This window comes from Methylotenera sp. (assembly GCF_029945705.1).
Classification (GTDB): Bacteria; Pseudomonadota; Gammaproteobacteria; order Burkholderiales; family Methylophilaceae; genus Methylotenera.
The window spans coordinates 13,018-27,969 of sequence record NZ_JAQSDC010000058.1 but is presented as its reverse complement, the minus strand read 5'-3'; the positions used below and the strand labels follow the sequence as shown (position 1 = coordinate 27,969).

Genomic DNA, 14,952 nt, shown 5'->3' with positions numbered 1-14,952 from the left:
TAAAAGGTTAAATGAATAGTTTTTGTATTTTAACAGAGTTTAGACAATAGTCTTTATATCGCCAATAGCGGATCTAATCCACCGGCCAAATCTAGCGCGCGTAAATCATCAAAACCACCAATGTGACGGTCATCAATATAAATCTGCGGCACAGTGCGGCGACCTGTTTTTTGCATCATTTCATCGCGTTTTTCAGGTTGCAAATCAATGCGAACCTTATTGATGTCAGTGACACCTTTGCTAGTTAACAATCGCTCTGCATTGATGCAATAAGGGCATACAGCGGTTGAATACATAGTCACTTTAGCCATTAACTTACCTCTTTTTCAGTATCATCATTTGCTGCTTTTTTACTGCTCGCAGCCTTACTAACGGTTGATTTCTTTGCAACAGCTTTAGTCACAACCGGCAACTTAGCCTCAAGCCAAGCCGACAAGCCGCCCTGTAAATTATTCACCTGCGTAAATTCCGCTTTGCGTAAAATGTCACAGGCTTTAGCTGAACGCATGCCTTTCTGGCAGTTCACCAACACTGTTTTATTTTGATATTTTTTAAGCTCGCCAATTCTAGCTTCTAAACTGGCAAGCGGAATATTTGTTGCATCTGCAATGTGCCCACTGGCGAACTCCGCCTCATCACGCACATCCAACACAAATGCATTAGAACGATTAATTAACGTCACCGCTTCTGCTGGACTTAAATTTGGCACGCCACCTGCGCTTTTTCTGAACGATGGCAATAACAACATAAAGCCTGAACCAATAGCCAAACCAATTAATAAGATATTACTTTTAAAAAATTCCACGAACTTCCTCTCAATTATTTACCCATATATTAGCACTCAAAATATGGGGCTAATGACCGCCAAATTCAATGTCATTAGAACACTATATTTATGGACTAACTTTTACTGACATTTATACTCACAGTGATAAAGTAATTTTACGTGTAATTGCGCTAAAATAGTGACATTCTATGCACATTATTCAAACAAATATTTAGGTTTAATATATATGTCAGCACCACAAAATATCACCCCAGTATGCTTACTCATTTTAGATGGCTTTGGCTATCGTGAAGAGTCTTCAGACAATGCCATAGCGCAAGCCAACAAATCCAATTGGGATAGCTTATGGTCGCAGTTTCCCCACACTTTAATAGATGCTTCTGAGCATTATGTGGGTTTGCCAGATGGCCAAATGGGCAACTCAGAAGTGGGTCACCTGAATATTGGTGCGGGTCGCGTGGTATTTCAGGACTTTGAACGCATTAACAATAGCATCGCCAGTGGCGAGTTTTTTAATCATCCTGAGTTATCTGCGGCTTTAGAAAATATCAAGCAAAATGATAAAGCGCTGCATATATTTGGCTTGCTTTCTGATGGCGGTGTGCACAGCCATCAAGAGCATATTCATGCCATGATAGAGATGGCGGCAAAACATGGTTTAAACAAAGTTTATATTCACGCATTTTTAGATGGCAGAGATACGCCGCCGATAAGCGCCACGCCTTTTATTGAGGCTTTAGAAAACAAATGTACAGCGCTTGGCGTAGGTAAAATTGCCTCTATTAGCGGCCGCTTTTACGGCATGGATAGAGATAAGCGTTGGCCTCGGGTTGAAGCGGCTTATCAATTATTTACTGAAGGTGTTGGTGGGTTTACTGCTGAATCCGCCATGATTGGATTGAATGATGCCTATGCACGCGGCGAAAATGATGAGTTTGTAAAAACGACAGCTATTCATCAAGCTGGCGAAAAGCCGATTCATTTAGAAGATGGCGATTTAGTGGTTTTCATGAACTTCCGATCTGACCGCGCACGTCAATTAACACATGCGTTGTTAGCCGAAAATTTTGATGGCTTTCATAGACGCCACGTGCCTAAGTTATCAGGTTATTTCACGCTCACCATGTACGATAAAAATGAAACTAATGCGACCGTCATTTTTCCACCAGTTGATGTTAATAATACCTTTGGTGAATATATTTCCAACCAAGGTTTAACGCAATTGCGCATTGCCGAAACTGAAAAATATCCGCATGTGACTTTCTTTTTTAACGGTGGCGAAGAAAAAGTGTTTGCTGGTGAAGACCGCATTTTAGTGCCTTCACCAAAGGTAGAAACTTACGATTTACAGCCTGAAATGAGCGCTTTTGAAGTCACTGAAAAGCTTGAAGAGGCGATTTTAAGCAAAAAATACAATGCCATTATTTGTAACTATGCCAACGGCGATATGGTGGGGCATTCTGGCAATTTAGCTGCCGCCATCAAAGCAATTGAAACTTTAGACACCTGCATAGGACGCGTGGTGAATGCCATGCAAAGCATAGGCGGCGAAGTGATTATTACTGCTGACCATGGCAATGCAGAAACCATGTTTGACGTTGAAAATAACCAACCGCACACGCAACATACGCTCAACAAAGTGCCACTGATTTATATTGGACGTAAGGCCGCGCTTTCTGCCAATGGCGCACTATCAGACCTTGCGCCAACATTGCTCACCATGATGGGCGTTGCTCAGCCTAGTGAAATGACAGGTAAAAATATCATTACTTTTACCGCTTAACATGAAGTACAGGCATACTAAAGCTAGGTTAGCTTGCGCCTCACTGTTGGTGTTGATGCTTGCTTGCGTGCCCTATGCATACGCGAGTAAAAAAGAGCAGTCAAAACAAAATTTGAACGATGTGCAGCAGCGGTTAGAAGCGCTGAAAAAGGAATTAGATAACTCGCAAGAGGCGCATAAAGACGCGGCTGATGCGCTAAAAGAAAGTGAAGTGGCGATTAGCGCAGCCAACAAAAAACTGTTCGAAATCAACCAGAAACAGCAACAAAATAAAAAAACACTGTCGCAGTTAAAGTCTGAATCTATCAGCACCAATCAAGCGCTTACGCAGCAACAAAACTTGTTAAGCTCACAGCTATATCAGCAATACATTCACGGCCAGCAAAGCTACCTACAAATGATTTTGCAAAGTGAGAACCCAAGCGACATCGCGCGCGATGTGCAATATTTCTCATACGTTGCCAAAGCGCGTGCTTCACTCATCAGCAAAATGCAAGGCAACCTGAATAAAATCAGCAAGCTCAATGATGCAACAGCTTCGGCTCTAAAAGAAGTTGCAGATTTAAAGCAAAAGCAAGTCGATGAGAAACGTGCTTTAGAAAGTCAAAAACAAGAAAAATCTAAAGTGGTGAGTAATCTGTCTCAACAAATTGCGTCGCAACGAAGTGAGATTAAAAAATTAACGCGCGATGAGAAACGACTTTCTGAATTGGTAGAACGCTTGGCGAGAATTATTCCGCCTACTCCCAAAAAGGTTCGCCCTAAACGCGAACCTGCAAGAACAGCCACTTCGGTTGAAACCCCAACAAGCAATAAGCCACCTAAAGAAGTCTTGGCGAACAATACAGAACCTAGCTTGGAATTCTCTGGTATAAGCTTTGCGGCACTTAAAGGCAAGTTGCGTTTACCCGTGCGTGGTGATGTGACCAATCGCTTCGGCTCAAGTCGCGAAGATAGCGGCATTTCTTGGAAAGGCTTATTCATTAAAGCGAATGAGGGCGCAGAAGTGAAATCTGTTGCCACTGGCCGTGTCGTGTTTGCTGACTGGTTGCGCGGATTTGGTAATTTGATTATTTTGGACCATGGTAATGGTTACATGAGCCTATACGGCAATAACCAAGCAGTACTAAAACAAGTAGGAGACAATGTGCGGGCGGGCGATGTCATTGCATCGGTTGGCAATAGTGGCGGCAATCAAACCAATGGGCTTTATTACGAGCTGCGCAGCCAGAGCCGGCCGTTTGATCCACTTAGTTGGAGCCGAGTAAATTAGAACAACTTAAATTAGAAACTAATAATACTAATTCAATAAAAAAGCACGCCTAAGCGTGCTTTTTTATTGAATAGCGATATTGCTGCTACTTAAAAATTTATTACTTAGCAGCTTCAGGAGCTGCTGGTGCCGCTTCAGTAGTCGTTGCAGCTGCTGCCGCAGCATCAACCGCTGCCGCGTCTAGAGTAATGCCTGGAACGCGCTCTTCGGCAGTTGGCTCATAGCCGCCTGGGCCTGATGATGCTTCTGCAGCTGGCGCTACTGGAGCTGGTGCTTCAACAGCTGGGTTTGATACAGGTGCTGGAGCTTCAACTGGCGCAGCCGCTTTTTCACCACAAGCTACCAACAATAAACTTGTAACACTTGCTACCAACAAAGAACGTAAAAGTACTGACATAGTATTTCCTTTTTTTATATTTTAAAAAATCAAAAATCCTTGAACGAAACAAGCTTCAAGGATTTAAATAGCCTGCAGAATTCGCAAGCGTTCATTCTAACTCAACTTTAATTCTTTGTAATTAAATAGTTAACTCCACTATTTTTCAAAGTTTCTTATGATTTTTCAAAGTTACTTATGATAGTTACCAAAGTTATTTATGCTGGAATGCGTAAAGATTGACCTGGATAAATTTTATCTGGGCTGCTTAACATCGGCTTATTAGCTTCAAATATTTTCATGTAATCATTGGCATTACCATATTGCGCTTTAGCAATATGCGACAGCGTATCACCACTTACCACCGTATAAAATACTGGCTCACTAGCCGCTGCCACTACACCCAATTGATCTTGCACATTCTCTACACCTGCAACATTACCGCAGCAAAGCAAGATTTTCTCTTTATCTTCTTGTGTTGCGGCCATGCCTTGCACAATCACCGTGGCTGATGCGCCATCAAAGCCAATCGCCAAGTCTTGCGCATTTAAATTCATTTTTGTTACGTAAGCCGCAATAGCATCGGCCGCAGCCTTATTTGCGGCATCAACATTGACTGGTGTTGGGTCTGCTTTTGCAACAACTTCAGCGGCTTTTGCATCACCAATACCTAATAATTTTTCACCTGCATTTTTAATAAATGAAAACATGCCCATTTTGTTTCTCCTCAAGTTAAGTGACATCTAAGTATAAGTGCCATCTAGTAAAAATAAATCAATTTAACAATCTATACCCCAATATATGCATGGTCAACTGTAGCCCAATGAATTCACACTTATTTACAATTAGCCTAAGTTCATTTAAATAGATGTTTGAGCCAGCTCTATTTGCGCCTTCACAGCAGCGCCTTTGGCGTAAGCCTCAACTTCATATAGATTTTGCCGATATCCTCTGCGCGCTGCCCATAGATACTTAAATAGGCTCATGCCAGACAAATATTGCTCAACATGAGTTAGCTCATGCGCCAATAGCTCAATACCTTGCGGCGTATTGCATTGATAAGCATGCTCACGAAAATAAATACGATGCCCTAACACCACTGCACACATGCTTTTACGTAACCAAAAAGGTGTGCGACCTTCAATAAGACGCGCCTTTTGTAAGGTGCAGGTCTGGAAATAAGGCTGATATAACTGAAACTCAGCTGCGCTTAATGGTCGCCCTTGTTGCAACATCAACCTTACTCGCCAATCAAATGTAAAATCACTCTGCGCGTACTTGCCACATGCCTGTGCTCATATAAAAAAATGCCTTGCCACTGCCCTAACGCGGCTTTCCCATCAATAAGCGGTATCGATAAACTGGTTTGTGTCAGCGCCGTGCGCACATGCGCAGGCATGTCATCTGGCCCTTCAACCGTATGAATAAACAAGGGATCACCATCGGGTACTAAGCGCTTAAAGAACGCCTCCATATCAACCAGCACATCATGATCATAATTTTCATTAATCAAAAGACTGGCGGAAGTATGTTGAATATAAAGCGTGATTAGGCCTGTATGAAAACCACTTTGCGCAACCCAAGAAGTTATTTCTTGGGTAATGTCGTAGAGTTTTCTACCTTGCGTACTGATGCTGATTTGATCTGTAATTTGCTGCATAGAAACTCAATTAAATTTTCATTTAGATTGTTAATTATCACTTAATTTATTTTACCAACAACCCACAGGAAAACCAAAATTGGCGCCAAACCCAGAGCGATGACCAAAATGTGATCCAAATGCTCCGTAGCCATAAGGGCGCCCATAGTAGCCGTAACCACAGAATGGGTCATACATGCGCTGCTGCCTGTCTTGCCATTGCTGTTGTTTAAGTTTTTCTAGCTCCACACGTTTAGCTTTTTCACGTTGATTGATTTCTTCAGCAACATTATTCTTAAGCGCGAGCTCTCGACTGGTGTGAATGTAATCTAGCACTTTGTTATCAACGCCTTGTTTATTTAGGTCGACAACTTGGCTTGGTGTTAAGTCATATGAAGAATTGCTGGCGCGAATTTTCTCTATCAGATCATCGGCAGTCACGCCACTTTTTGTCAGGTTGATCAAATCATCTAAACTCAAGGTCGCGATTGGCTTGGGCATAATTCTGGCGAGCTCTTCTTCTGAGATTCTGTCTATTTTTTGCGGGTTGGCACTTGAATATTGGTTATTGCTTGCGCAGGCGGTCAGCGCCAAACATGCTGCAAAAATAAAAATTGGTTTATAGCGAAAGATAAGTTTAGTCATCATGAATCTCCTTCACGTCATAGACGACGTTTTGCATTAATAGCGTTTAAAGCTGGTGAAGGTGCAGTAATCTGAGCGTCATAAGCATGCGTTTTAAACGGGTAACGTGCTTGTACTTTTTTCACATACAGCCTAGTTTCAGCAAAAGGTGGAATGCCTTTATATTTATTCACAGCACCCTCACCTGCGTTATAGGCCGCCACAGTGAGCGCAACATCACCTTTAAAATAAGCTAATAACCAGCGTAAATAAGCAACGCCACCTTTAATATTTTGTGTGGCATTGTAAGCATTTTTAACATTAAACCGCTCGGCGGTATCGGGTATTAACTGCATCAAACCTTGCGCTTCTTTGTTGGACGTAGCCACATTCTCGAAGTTCGACTCTACGGAAATAATCGATAGCACTAGCTTTTCATCGACTTTGTACCATTTAGAAATCGTATTGACCAAGCGCAACACCCAACGTTTGTTTTTTGGCAAATTGGCAATGTATTGATCGATTTCTGGCGTTTCTTTTGTAAGCGTTATGCCAGTGAGTCCTTTCTCTGGCGTAACATCATCGAGTACGCAGGGCGGCGTTGCAGAGGTTTTAATCTCGATGGTTTCAAGCATTTTTTGTGCTTCGTAATGCCCATGAGTGGAGGCAATACCAAATAAATTAGCCGCATAATCACGATTTTCTGGCACGCCGCGCCCAAATGCATAAAGCATACCTAATCTGTAGACTGCCTCTGCACTGCCATAGCGCGCTGCTTTACAATACATATCCGCAGCTTTCCAAGCACCATCAGGGTCGACCTCATCGCTGACCAGCACATTAGCGCGCATTAACAAATCTTTGATAATTGGCGGCTCGTTGTCAAAAACTTCTTGTTCTTGCGAGCTAAGTTCAGCATGTGCAAAGCCTGCTGTCATGAAACAAACAGCAAGCATTGCACAGATAAAACTAGGTTTCTGCCACTTTTTTAACAAATGTAGTCCTTAACCATTGAGCTATCAACCCGCAGATTTTGAAAACACAATCTTACCCGCTTTAACGTCTACCTTAATAGTATCTTTAGCCGCAAAGTGTCCAGAGAGTATTTCACGAGAGAGTGGATTTTCAATCTCAGACTGAATTGCACGTTTAAGCGGTCGCGCGCCATAGACTGGATCAAAACCTGCATTGGCAATTTCAGCAATGGCCGCATCTGTAAGCTCCAGTTGCATATCCATCGCAGCTAAACGTTTTGCCAAATATTGCAACTGAATTTCTGCAATCGCTTTAATATTATCTTCACCTAATGCATGGAAAACGACTACTTCATCGATACGGTTGACGAACTCTGGTCTGAAGTGCGCTTTAACTTCACCCATGACTGCAAGTTTCACCACTTGATAATCTTGATCAGCCATACTTTGTATCATCTGAGAACCTAAATTCGACGTCATGATAATCACGGTATTTTTAAAGTCCACTGTACGGCCTTGGCCATCCGTTAAGCGCCCATCATCCAACACTTGCAGCAACACATTGAACACATCTGGGTGAGCTTTTTCAACCTCATCCAACAGAATTACGCTATACGGTTTGCGACGTACAGCCTCAGTTAACGTACCGCCTTCTTCATAGCCCACATAACCAGGAGGCGCACCGATCATGCGTGCTACGGAATGCTTCTCCATAAACTCACTCATGTCGATACGAATTAAGTGATCTTCTGAATCAAATAAGAATCCAGCCAAAGCTTTGCAAAGTTCGGTTTTACCAACGCCTGTTGGACCCAAGAATAAGAAGCTACCGTAAGGACGGTTAGGATCACCCAAGCCAGAACGTGAGCGGCGAATCGCATCTGAGACCAAGCGCACTGCTTCATCTTGCCCGACGACACGCTCATGCAGTTTGGTTTCCATGGTCAATAGCTTGCCGCGTTCACCTTGCATCATTTTAGAAACAGGGATGCCTGTCGCACGGCTCACAACTTCAGCGATTTCATCTGCACCCACTTCGGTACGCAACATCTTGTGCTTAGTTTGAGTTGAAGTCGCTTCAGAACTAGAAGCTTGTTTTAACTGAGCTTCTAACGCAGGTAGTTTGCCGTATTGCAATTCAGAAACTTTTTGCCATTCACCGTTGCGCGTAGCTTCTTCCATCTCAAATTTGATTTTTTCAATCGCCTCTTTAATATGTGCCGAACCTTGTACTTGGGCTTTCTCAGCTTTCCAAATTTCCTCTAAATCATTGTATTCGCGCTGAATCCTTACTAGCTCTTCCTCTATCAAACTAAAGCGCCTTTTACTACCTTCATCTTTTTCGCGACGTACCGCTTCACGCTCAATTTTGAGCTGAATCATGCGGCGTTCAAGTTTATCCATGACTTCAGGCTTGGAGTCGATTTCCATCTTAATGCGCGAAGCCGCCTCATCAATCAAATCAATGGCTTTATCAGGTAGAAATCGGTCTGTAATGTAACGATGGCTGAGTTCAGCTGCCGCCACAATTGCAGGGTCAGTAATATCTACGCCATGATGCAGCTCATAACGCTCTTTCAGGCCGCGTAAAATAGCAATGGTGGCTTCAACTGTAGGTTCATCCACTAATACTTTTTGGAAGCGGCGTTCTAACGCGGCGTCTTTTTCAATATATTTACGGTATTCATCTAAAGTAGTCGCCCCTACGCAATGCAATTCACCACGTGCCAAAGCGGGTTTTAGCATATTGCCCGCATCCATCGCGCCTTCTGCCTTACCTGCGCCTACCATAGTATGAATTTCATCGATAAAGACTATTGTTTGGCCTTCATCTTGTGCTAACTCTTTTAACACTGATTTCAAGCGCTCTTCAAAGTCACCACGATACTTAGCGCCCGCTAATAAAGCTGCCATATCTAGAGACAAGACTTTTTTGCCTTTGAGGGAATCTGGCACTTCGCCATTCACAATACGCTGCGCTAAACCTTCTACAATTGCGGTTTTACCCACACCAGGTTCCCCTATCAATACAGGGTTGTTTTTTGTACGGCGCCCAAGAATTTGAATCGTACGGCGAATTTCATCATCACGACCAATGACTGGATCTAGTTTGCCCATTCGGGCGCGCTCAGTTAAATCCAATGTGTATTTTTTTAGCGCTTCGCGATTAGACTCCGCATCAGATTCATTCACTTGCTCTCCGCCACGTACCTCATTAATCGCCTGATCCAACGCAGATTTCGACAAGCCATTGGCTTTAAGTAATTTGCCCGCTGCGCCTTTATCTTCGGTTAAGGCCAATAAAAACATCTCACTTGCGATAAAACTATCACTACGTTTTAAGGCTAGCTTATCGGTCACATTCAGCAAGTTATTCAAGTCACGCGAAATCGCCACCTCGCCTGAACTATCAGTTGATTTTGCTAAATTGCCTATAGCCGCCGTGAGTGCGGTTTTGAGTGGCGCCAAATGGACGCCTGCGTGCGCCAGCAACGAAGAAGTGCCTCCATCTTCTTGCATGACTAACGCAGAAAGTAGGTGTAAGGCCTCTATGGTTGGGCTATCATTAGCGACTGCTAGACTTTGTGCATCGTTAAGCGCCTGTTGAAATTTTGTTGTTAGTTTATCAAAACGCATTTTTAACTCCGTTTCAGTTGATATAAGTCTAATATGGGGCTTAACGGCTGATTTACAATGCAAACCAAGCTTTACGACACAATTAAATATCTTAAACTTCTTAGTAAAAAAGCTCTCTAAGTGCTGAATTAATTTTAATTAGCATTTAGTTAATTATTTGGAAAAATTTTGCTTATTAGCTCCCCCACTACCGACATCTTTAACAGTGAGTCAAACTCGCCAAATCCATCTTGGGTGATTTTAGATACTCAAGATCAATGGCAAGCGTTTAGTCAGCCTGCAGGTAATGACCCTACTCACTCACTTGTAGAATCTAGCCTATTGCTAGATGGCTTACGTTGTGCAGCATGCTCTGGCACCATAGAGCGCGGCTTGGGCGAGTTATCTGGCGTGGTGAGTGCAAGAGTAAGCATGTCCAAAAAACGCGCCTCTGTGATTTGGTCGCCTGCTTTAACTAAACCGTCAACGATACTCAGCGCCATTCAGGCAATGGGCTACAGCGCGAATCCGGCATCACATAATGAAAATCAACTTAACGCGACTAAAAAAAGTCGAGCAGCATTTTGGCGTTGGTTAGTAGCAGGCTTTTGCATGATGCAAGTGATGATGTACGCCAGCCCAAGCTACTTTACCAAAGCTGGTGACATTACGCCTGACATTGCCATTTTGCTCAACTGGGCATCATGGATACTCAGCCTGCCAGTATTAGTCTTCTCCAGCAGTACGTTCTTTGCAAATGCTTTTAGAGATTTAAAGCATAGACAAATCAGCATGGATTTGCCTGTGGCTTTGGGAATAGGCATTACTTTTATCGTGAGTTCTGCTGCTACATTTGCCCCTCACGGCTGGTGGGGGGATAAAATCTATTTCGACTCGCTCACCATGTTTGTGTTCTTTTTGCTTTCCGCAAGACTCATTGAAGTGAAGCTGCACAGCAAAACACTCGGTTCGATGGAAGCTTTAGTTAGCCGCATTCCGGAAAATATCGAACGTCTAAACCTTGATGGCTCATATACTCGCGTCTTAAACAGCCAACTTAAAGTGGGTGATATCGCTCGCGTGCATATTGGCGAGGCTTTTCCAGCCGATGGCAAACTGGTGTTAGGTGATACCCGCGTGGATGAATCGCTACTCACGGGTGAATCCACGCCCATACAAAAAAATCTGCATGATAAGGTGGTTGCTGGCAGTTACAACTTAGGTCAAACCGTGAATATTGTGCTGGAAACTATCGGGGAATCCACACAATACGGGCAGATTGTTAACTTAATCAATCAAGCCGCAATTGAAAAACCAAGACTTTCACAACTGGCTGATCGCGTTGCTAGACCATTTCTGCTGTTCGTCATTTTAAGCGCGGTACTCGCCGCAGCCTTGTTATGGAATGTAGACCACGCTCGTGCATTAATGACCGCCGCAGCTGTGTTAATTGTCACCTGCCCTTGTGCGCTATCTTTAGCCACACCTGCCGCCATGCTTGCCAGCGCTAGCGCCTTTGTAAAACGTGGCATTTTAATTAGGCGTTTGCAGGCTATAGAAAGTATTGCGAATATCGATACGGTTATTTTCGATAAAACGGGCACATTGACTGAAGATCACATTGAAGTGCAATCAATTTCGTATAAACAAGGCTTTACAGAAAACGGCGTGCTAGCTTTGGCCGCAGCCGTGGCGCAACACTCTATGCACCCTGTTTCACGGGCTTTGGTCAGTGCAAGTCAGCAAGTTGGGGCGCAAGAGTCGCCAATAATATTAAACAACATCCAAGAGGTGGTTGGTGCTGGCATTAGTGCGACGCTAAAAGCTAACGCGAGCAATGCAGACTTAATCAATGCGCACTTGAAGCTCGGCTCAGCCAAGTTTTGCGGCGTTTCGGAGCCTAGCGAACTATCTCAACAAGTATTTCTTGCTGATGCTAATGGCTGGTTAGCGACGTTTAGCTTGCATGAAGCGGTTAAACATAATGCAGCACTAGCCGTTCAACAGTTAAAAGACGCTCATCTCAATGTTGAGCTTTTATCAGGTGACCAAGCACACACTGTTATTAACACCGCTAAAGAAATCGGCATTACACAATTTCAAGCAGCATGTAGCCCGCAAGACAAACTATCACGATTACAAACACTCAAACAACAAGGTAAGCACATACTGATGGTGGGTGACGGCTTAAATGATGGGCCAATTTTAGCCAGTGCTCATGTTTCTATCGCCATGGGTAAAGGTGTACCACTCACACTGGCTCATGCTGACTATGTTTTATTGAATGGTGATATTAGTCAAATTCCACAATTGATTCGCCATGCGCGCAAAACCATGACCATCATCAAACAAAATATCGCTTGGGCCATTGTTTACAATCTAGTGTGTATTCCACTGGCATTTTTTGGCGTATTATCCGCTTGGCTAGCGGGTTTAGGGATGGCAGTGAGTTCTATTATCGTGGTACTAAATGCATTGCGTTTAACTACTTTTTCGGAAACTTTGGAAACGAAAGCCAAATAACATGGACATTCTATTTATACTCGTTCCACTGTCAGTTGTAATGGGCTTAGTAGTACTTGGCGGCCTTTGGTGGGCGGTTTATCGCGGTCAATTTGAAGACATTGAAGAAGAGGGTCGACGGATTTTTGAGACCGAGGAAGATAAAGAATAGTCATACTGGCTTTTCAATCAAGTCCCATCAACTAAACTTCGTTCTAACTCGCCAGTACTTACTTACCTTTCTAGTCATTAAACTCAAATATGCAAACAGCACTTATTTATAGCGCACTAGTCATGGGCTTAGCAGGCGGGCCTCACTGTGTCGCCATGTGCGGAGCGGCTTGCACCTCATTCACGCAATCATCAGATAAGCCCTTTGCCATCTATTTTTACCATGTAGGCCGGGTATGCGGCTATGCTTTATTAGGCGCAATCGCCACATTTGCCATTCAAAGCATCGCATGGCTTTCTAGCTATAGCGCTATTTTGCATCCGCTGTGGACATTTTTTCATGTGCTGGTTTTTTTCTGGGGCGTGATACTCATCATTTATGCGCGCCAACCGATATGGATAGACCAAGCGGGTCGGCGCATTTGGCAGCATGTTAAAAAACTCAGCCAAATAAGCGGCGGCTATTTTTATATTGGTATGCTTTGGGCGTTAATGCCTTGCGGCTTACTTTACTCTGCGCTGATTATTGCCTCATTCAATGGCAACCCCTTAGGCGGCGCACTTAGCATGGCGGCATTTGCTATAGGGTCGGCTATTTCATTATTTTTTGCGCCGTGGCTATGGCTTAAACTTAAAACAAATCTGGTAGAGCCTTATGGCATGCGACTTGCAGGCTTATTACTCAGTAGCGCCAGTGCTTGGGCTATTTGGATGTCGCTCACGCATGATGCAAAAGTCTGGTGTATGTAACTTGATTCTGTCTAGCATTCGACACTGCCTTTGTTGCCTTCGCTACGCTGTGCAATAGCACTGTCTTCAGCTCGTCGCATAGGCACTCTCGAATGCTTGGCAGCAGTCTAAACTAAAACGATAAACCCTGTAAAATCAAACCGTCTTTCTCCGTATTCCAAGCTAAGTAAGCTTGATTATCTTTCGCCAGCAAAATAGGATAGTCCGTTTTACCTGCACTAGTTGCAAGCTCTTTTGGCGCACCCCAACTTCTGCCACCATCATCAGAAAACATGCTTATTATTTTATGGTTTTTATTTTCAATCTCGCGCCAAACCAACCAAACATTTTCACCAATACTCAATAAAGCTGGATGACCTGCCTGATTACTATGCTTACCAAATTTTTTCGGCGGTGAAGAAACCCAAGCTTCGCCATCCATACGCGCATAAAACAAGCTAGCCTCTTTACCAGAATCGTCATTGCCACCGTCAAACCACGCCATATGGTAGCCCCACCAATCTTTGCCTTCGCCGCCAGTGGCAAGCGCAGCACCGTGATGCGGGCAACCATCAATTTTCCAACGGCCAAAAGTAGCACGCTTAGGCGCTGGCGCTTGATTTGGCTGTGTAGGAATTTCTGCGATCATGTGATCGCGCTCACTGCCTTCAAACACATGGCGCCACATCGCCACCACGGTGCCATCGGGCTTATTTGTTAACGCAATACGACAACATTCACAGCTGCTGTCAGCCAACTTTTGCTCGGGCAGAAAACTTGCGCCTTGATTGCTGGAAGTTGCATAATAAATCGCTGCACCTTCATAAGGCTTACCTGCTGATTTAGCAGCGATTAAATCGCGTTTATCAATCCAAGTCACGGTCACTTTACCTTTAGCACCACCACTCTTCACTACATTTAGCTCATCGAATCGATGTGTAATCTCTGCACGGTCAGTATGCACAATGACTGGTTTTTCAAAGCTTTTACCGCCGTTAATTGAACGTGAAAACCAAATGTACCCTGTAAATGGCTTCTTTAATGCCTCTGTCCAAGTAAGATAAATATTGCCTTCTGGGCCAATCGCGATTTTAGGTCGCGCTTCGCCATCTGCGCCTATTTTTTGTGCATTTGGTGTGACTTGCATAGGGTGAGAGAACGTTTTTCCCAAGTCACGACTTGAGCTTACAAGTATCAATCCGCTTTTCTCTACTACACGCCATAAACTGCCTTGCGCATCAAACGCCATGCTAATGGCTAAAGAGTTGTCTTGAGATTGTTCATGCCCTGCATGCGCCATTAATTGTTGAGAACTGAGGCTCACACACACCATCAAAATACATAAAAATAATTGAAGCCTCTTCATGCTCTGCTAACCACATAGTTGTTGTATGCCTAAATCATACACCGCGACTAAAGTTTTAGCACATAAGCATCCTTGTAAACACCAATAAATCTTAACCGTGAATTTATAAATT

Annotated in this window: 15 protein-coding genes; 5 read left to right on the top strand and 10 right to left on the bottom strand. The window is 43.6% G+C overall.

Annotated features, from left to right (window positions below; all coding sequences use genetic code 11):
- Positions 1 to 53 precede the first annotated feature (53 nt).
- Together grxC and PSU78_RS13160 are read right to left on the bottom strand one after the other, a co-directional pair.
- Positions 54 to 311 carry a glutaredoxin 3 gene (gene grxC, locus PSU78_RS13165; protein WP_300388741.1) on the bottom strand — a complete coding sequence of 86 codons (258 nt, stop codon included), beginning with the start codon at positions 309 to 311 and terminating at the stop codon, positions 54 to 56.
- Positions 311 to 805, bottom strand: a complete 495-nt coding sequence (locus tag PSU78_RS13160; RefSeq protein ID WP_300388739.1) for a rhodanese-like domain-containing protein — start codon at positions 803 to 805, stop codon at positions 311 to 313. Before PSU78_RS13160 ends, grxC begins: the two co-directional genes overlap by 1 nt.
- Before the next feature lie 208 nt (positions 806 to 1,013).
- Between PSU78_RS13160 and gpmI the strand changes: the two genes are divergently transcribed.
- Positions 1,014 to 2,570, top strand: a complete 1,557-nt coding sequence (gene gpmI, locus PSU78_RS13155) for a 2,3-bisphosphoglycerate-independent phosphoglycerate mutase (RefSeq protein WP_300388738.1) — start codon at positions 1,014 to 1,016, stop codon at positions 2,568 to 2,570.
- Position 2,571: 1 nt separating this feature from the next.
- On the top strand, positions 2,572 to 3,843 hold the full coding sequence (locus PSU78_RS13150; protein ID WP_300388737.1) for a peptidoglycan DD-metalloendopeptidase family protein: 1,272 nt from the start codon (positions 2,572 to 2,574) through the stop codon (positions 3,841 to 3,843).
- A gap of 100 nt (positions 3,844 to 3,943) precedes the next feature.
- On the opposite strand, the gene PSU78_RS13145 is transcribed toward PSU78_RS13150, so the two are convergent.
- The 7 genes from PSU78_RS13145 to clpB all read right to left on the bottom strand — a co-directional run bounded on the left by PSU78_RS13145 (position 3,944) and on the right by clpB (position 10,093).
- On the bottom strand, positions 3,944 to 4,240 hold the full coding sequence (locus tag PSU78_RS13145) for a hypothetical protein (RefSeq protein WP_300388735.1): 297 nt from the start codon (positions 4,238 to 4,240) through the stop codon (positions 3,944 to 3,946).
- A gap of 197 nt (positions 4,241 to 4,437) precedes the next feature.
- On the bottom strand, positions 4,438 to 4,935 hold the full coding sequence (gene lysM, locus PSU78_RS13140) for a peptidoglycan-binding protein LysM (protein ID WP_300388733.1): 498 nt from the start codon (positions 4,933 to 4,935) through the stop codon (positions 4,438 to 4,440).
- 144 nt (positions 4,936 to 5,079) lie between these two features.
- Entirely contained in the window at positions 5,080 to 5,454 is a 375-nt protein-coding gene (locus PSU78_RS13135; protein ID WP_300388821.1) for a DUF4157 domain-containing protein, read from the bottom strand.
- A gap of 5 nt (positions 5,455 to 5,459) precedes the next feature.
- Positions 5,460 to 5,879, bottom strand: coding sequence for a secondary thiamine-phosphate synthase enzyme YjbQ (locus tag PSU78_RS13130; RefSeq protein WP_300388731.1), 420 nt, complete (start codon positions 5,877 to 5,879; stop codon positions 5,460 to 5,462).
- A gap of 51 nt (positions 5,880 to 5,930) precedes the next feature.
- Entirely contained in the window at positions 5,931 to 6,503 is a 573-nt protein-coding gene (locus PSU78_RS13125; RefSeq protein WP_300388730.1) for a hypothetical protein, read from the bottom strand.
- A gap of 17 nt (positions 6,504 to 6,520) precedes the next feature.
- Positions 6,521 to 7,477 (bottom strand): transglycosylase SLT domain-containing protein, encoded by a 957-nt coding sequence (locus PSU78_RS13120; protein ID WP_300388728.1) that lies wholly within the window; start codon positions 7,475 to 7,477, stop codon positions 6,521 to 6,523.
- A 24-nt stretch (positions 7,478 to 7,501) separates the two neighbouring features.
- Complete coding sequence (clpB, locus tag PSU78_RS13115; protein ID WP_300388726.1) at positions 7,502 to 10,093, bottom strand: ATP-dependent chaperone ClpB; 2,592 nt, start codon at positions 10,091 to 10,093, stop codon at positions 7,502 to 7,504.
- Positions 10,094 to 10,261: 168 nt separating this feature from the next.
- On the opposite strand from clpB, the gene PSU78_RS13110 reads away from it, so the two are divergent.
- The 3 genes from PSU78_RS13110 to PSU78_RS13100 all read left to right on the top strand — a co-directional run bounded on the left by PSU78_RS13110 (position 10,262) and on the right by PSU78_RS13100 (position 13,495).
- Positions 10,262 to 12,595, top strand: a complete 2,334-nt coding sequence (locus PSU78_RS13110) for a cation-translocating P-type ATPase (RefSeq protein ID WP_300388724.1) — start codon at positions 10,262 to 10,264, stop codon at positions 12,593 to 12,595.
- A gap of 1 nt (position 12,596) precedes the next feature.
- Positions 12,597 to 12,746, top strand: a complete 150-nt coding sequence (ccoS, locus tag PSU78_RS13105; RefSeq protein WP_300388723.1) for a cbb3-type cytochrome oxidase assembly protein CcoS — start codon at positions 12,597 to 12,599, stop codon at positions 12,744 to 12,746.
- 89 nt (positions 12,747 to 12,835) lie between these two features.
- On the top strand, positions 12,836 to 13,495 hold the full coding sequence (locus tag PSU78_RS13100; RefSeq protein WP_300388721.1) for a sulfite exporter TauE/SafE family protein: 660 nt from the start codon (positions 12,836 to 12,838) through the stop codon (positions 13,493 to 13,495).
- A gap of 112 nt (positions 13,496 to 13,607) precedes the next feature.
- On the opposite strand, the gene PSU78_RS13095 is transcribed toward PSU78_RS13100, so the two are convergent.
- Positions 13,608 to 14,840, bottom strand: coding sequence for an exo-alpha-sialidase (locus PSU78_RS13095; RefSeq protein ID WP_300388719.1), 1,233 nt, complete (start codon positions 14,838 to 14,840; stop codon positions 13,608 to 13,610).
- Positions 14,841 to 14,952 lie beyond the last annotated feature (112 nt).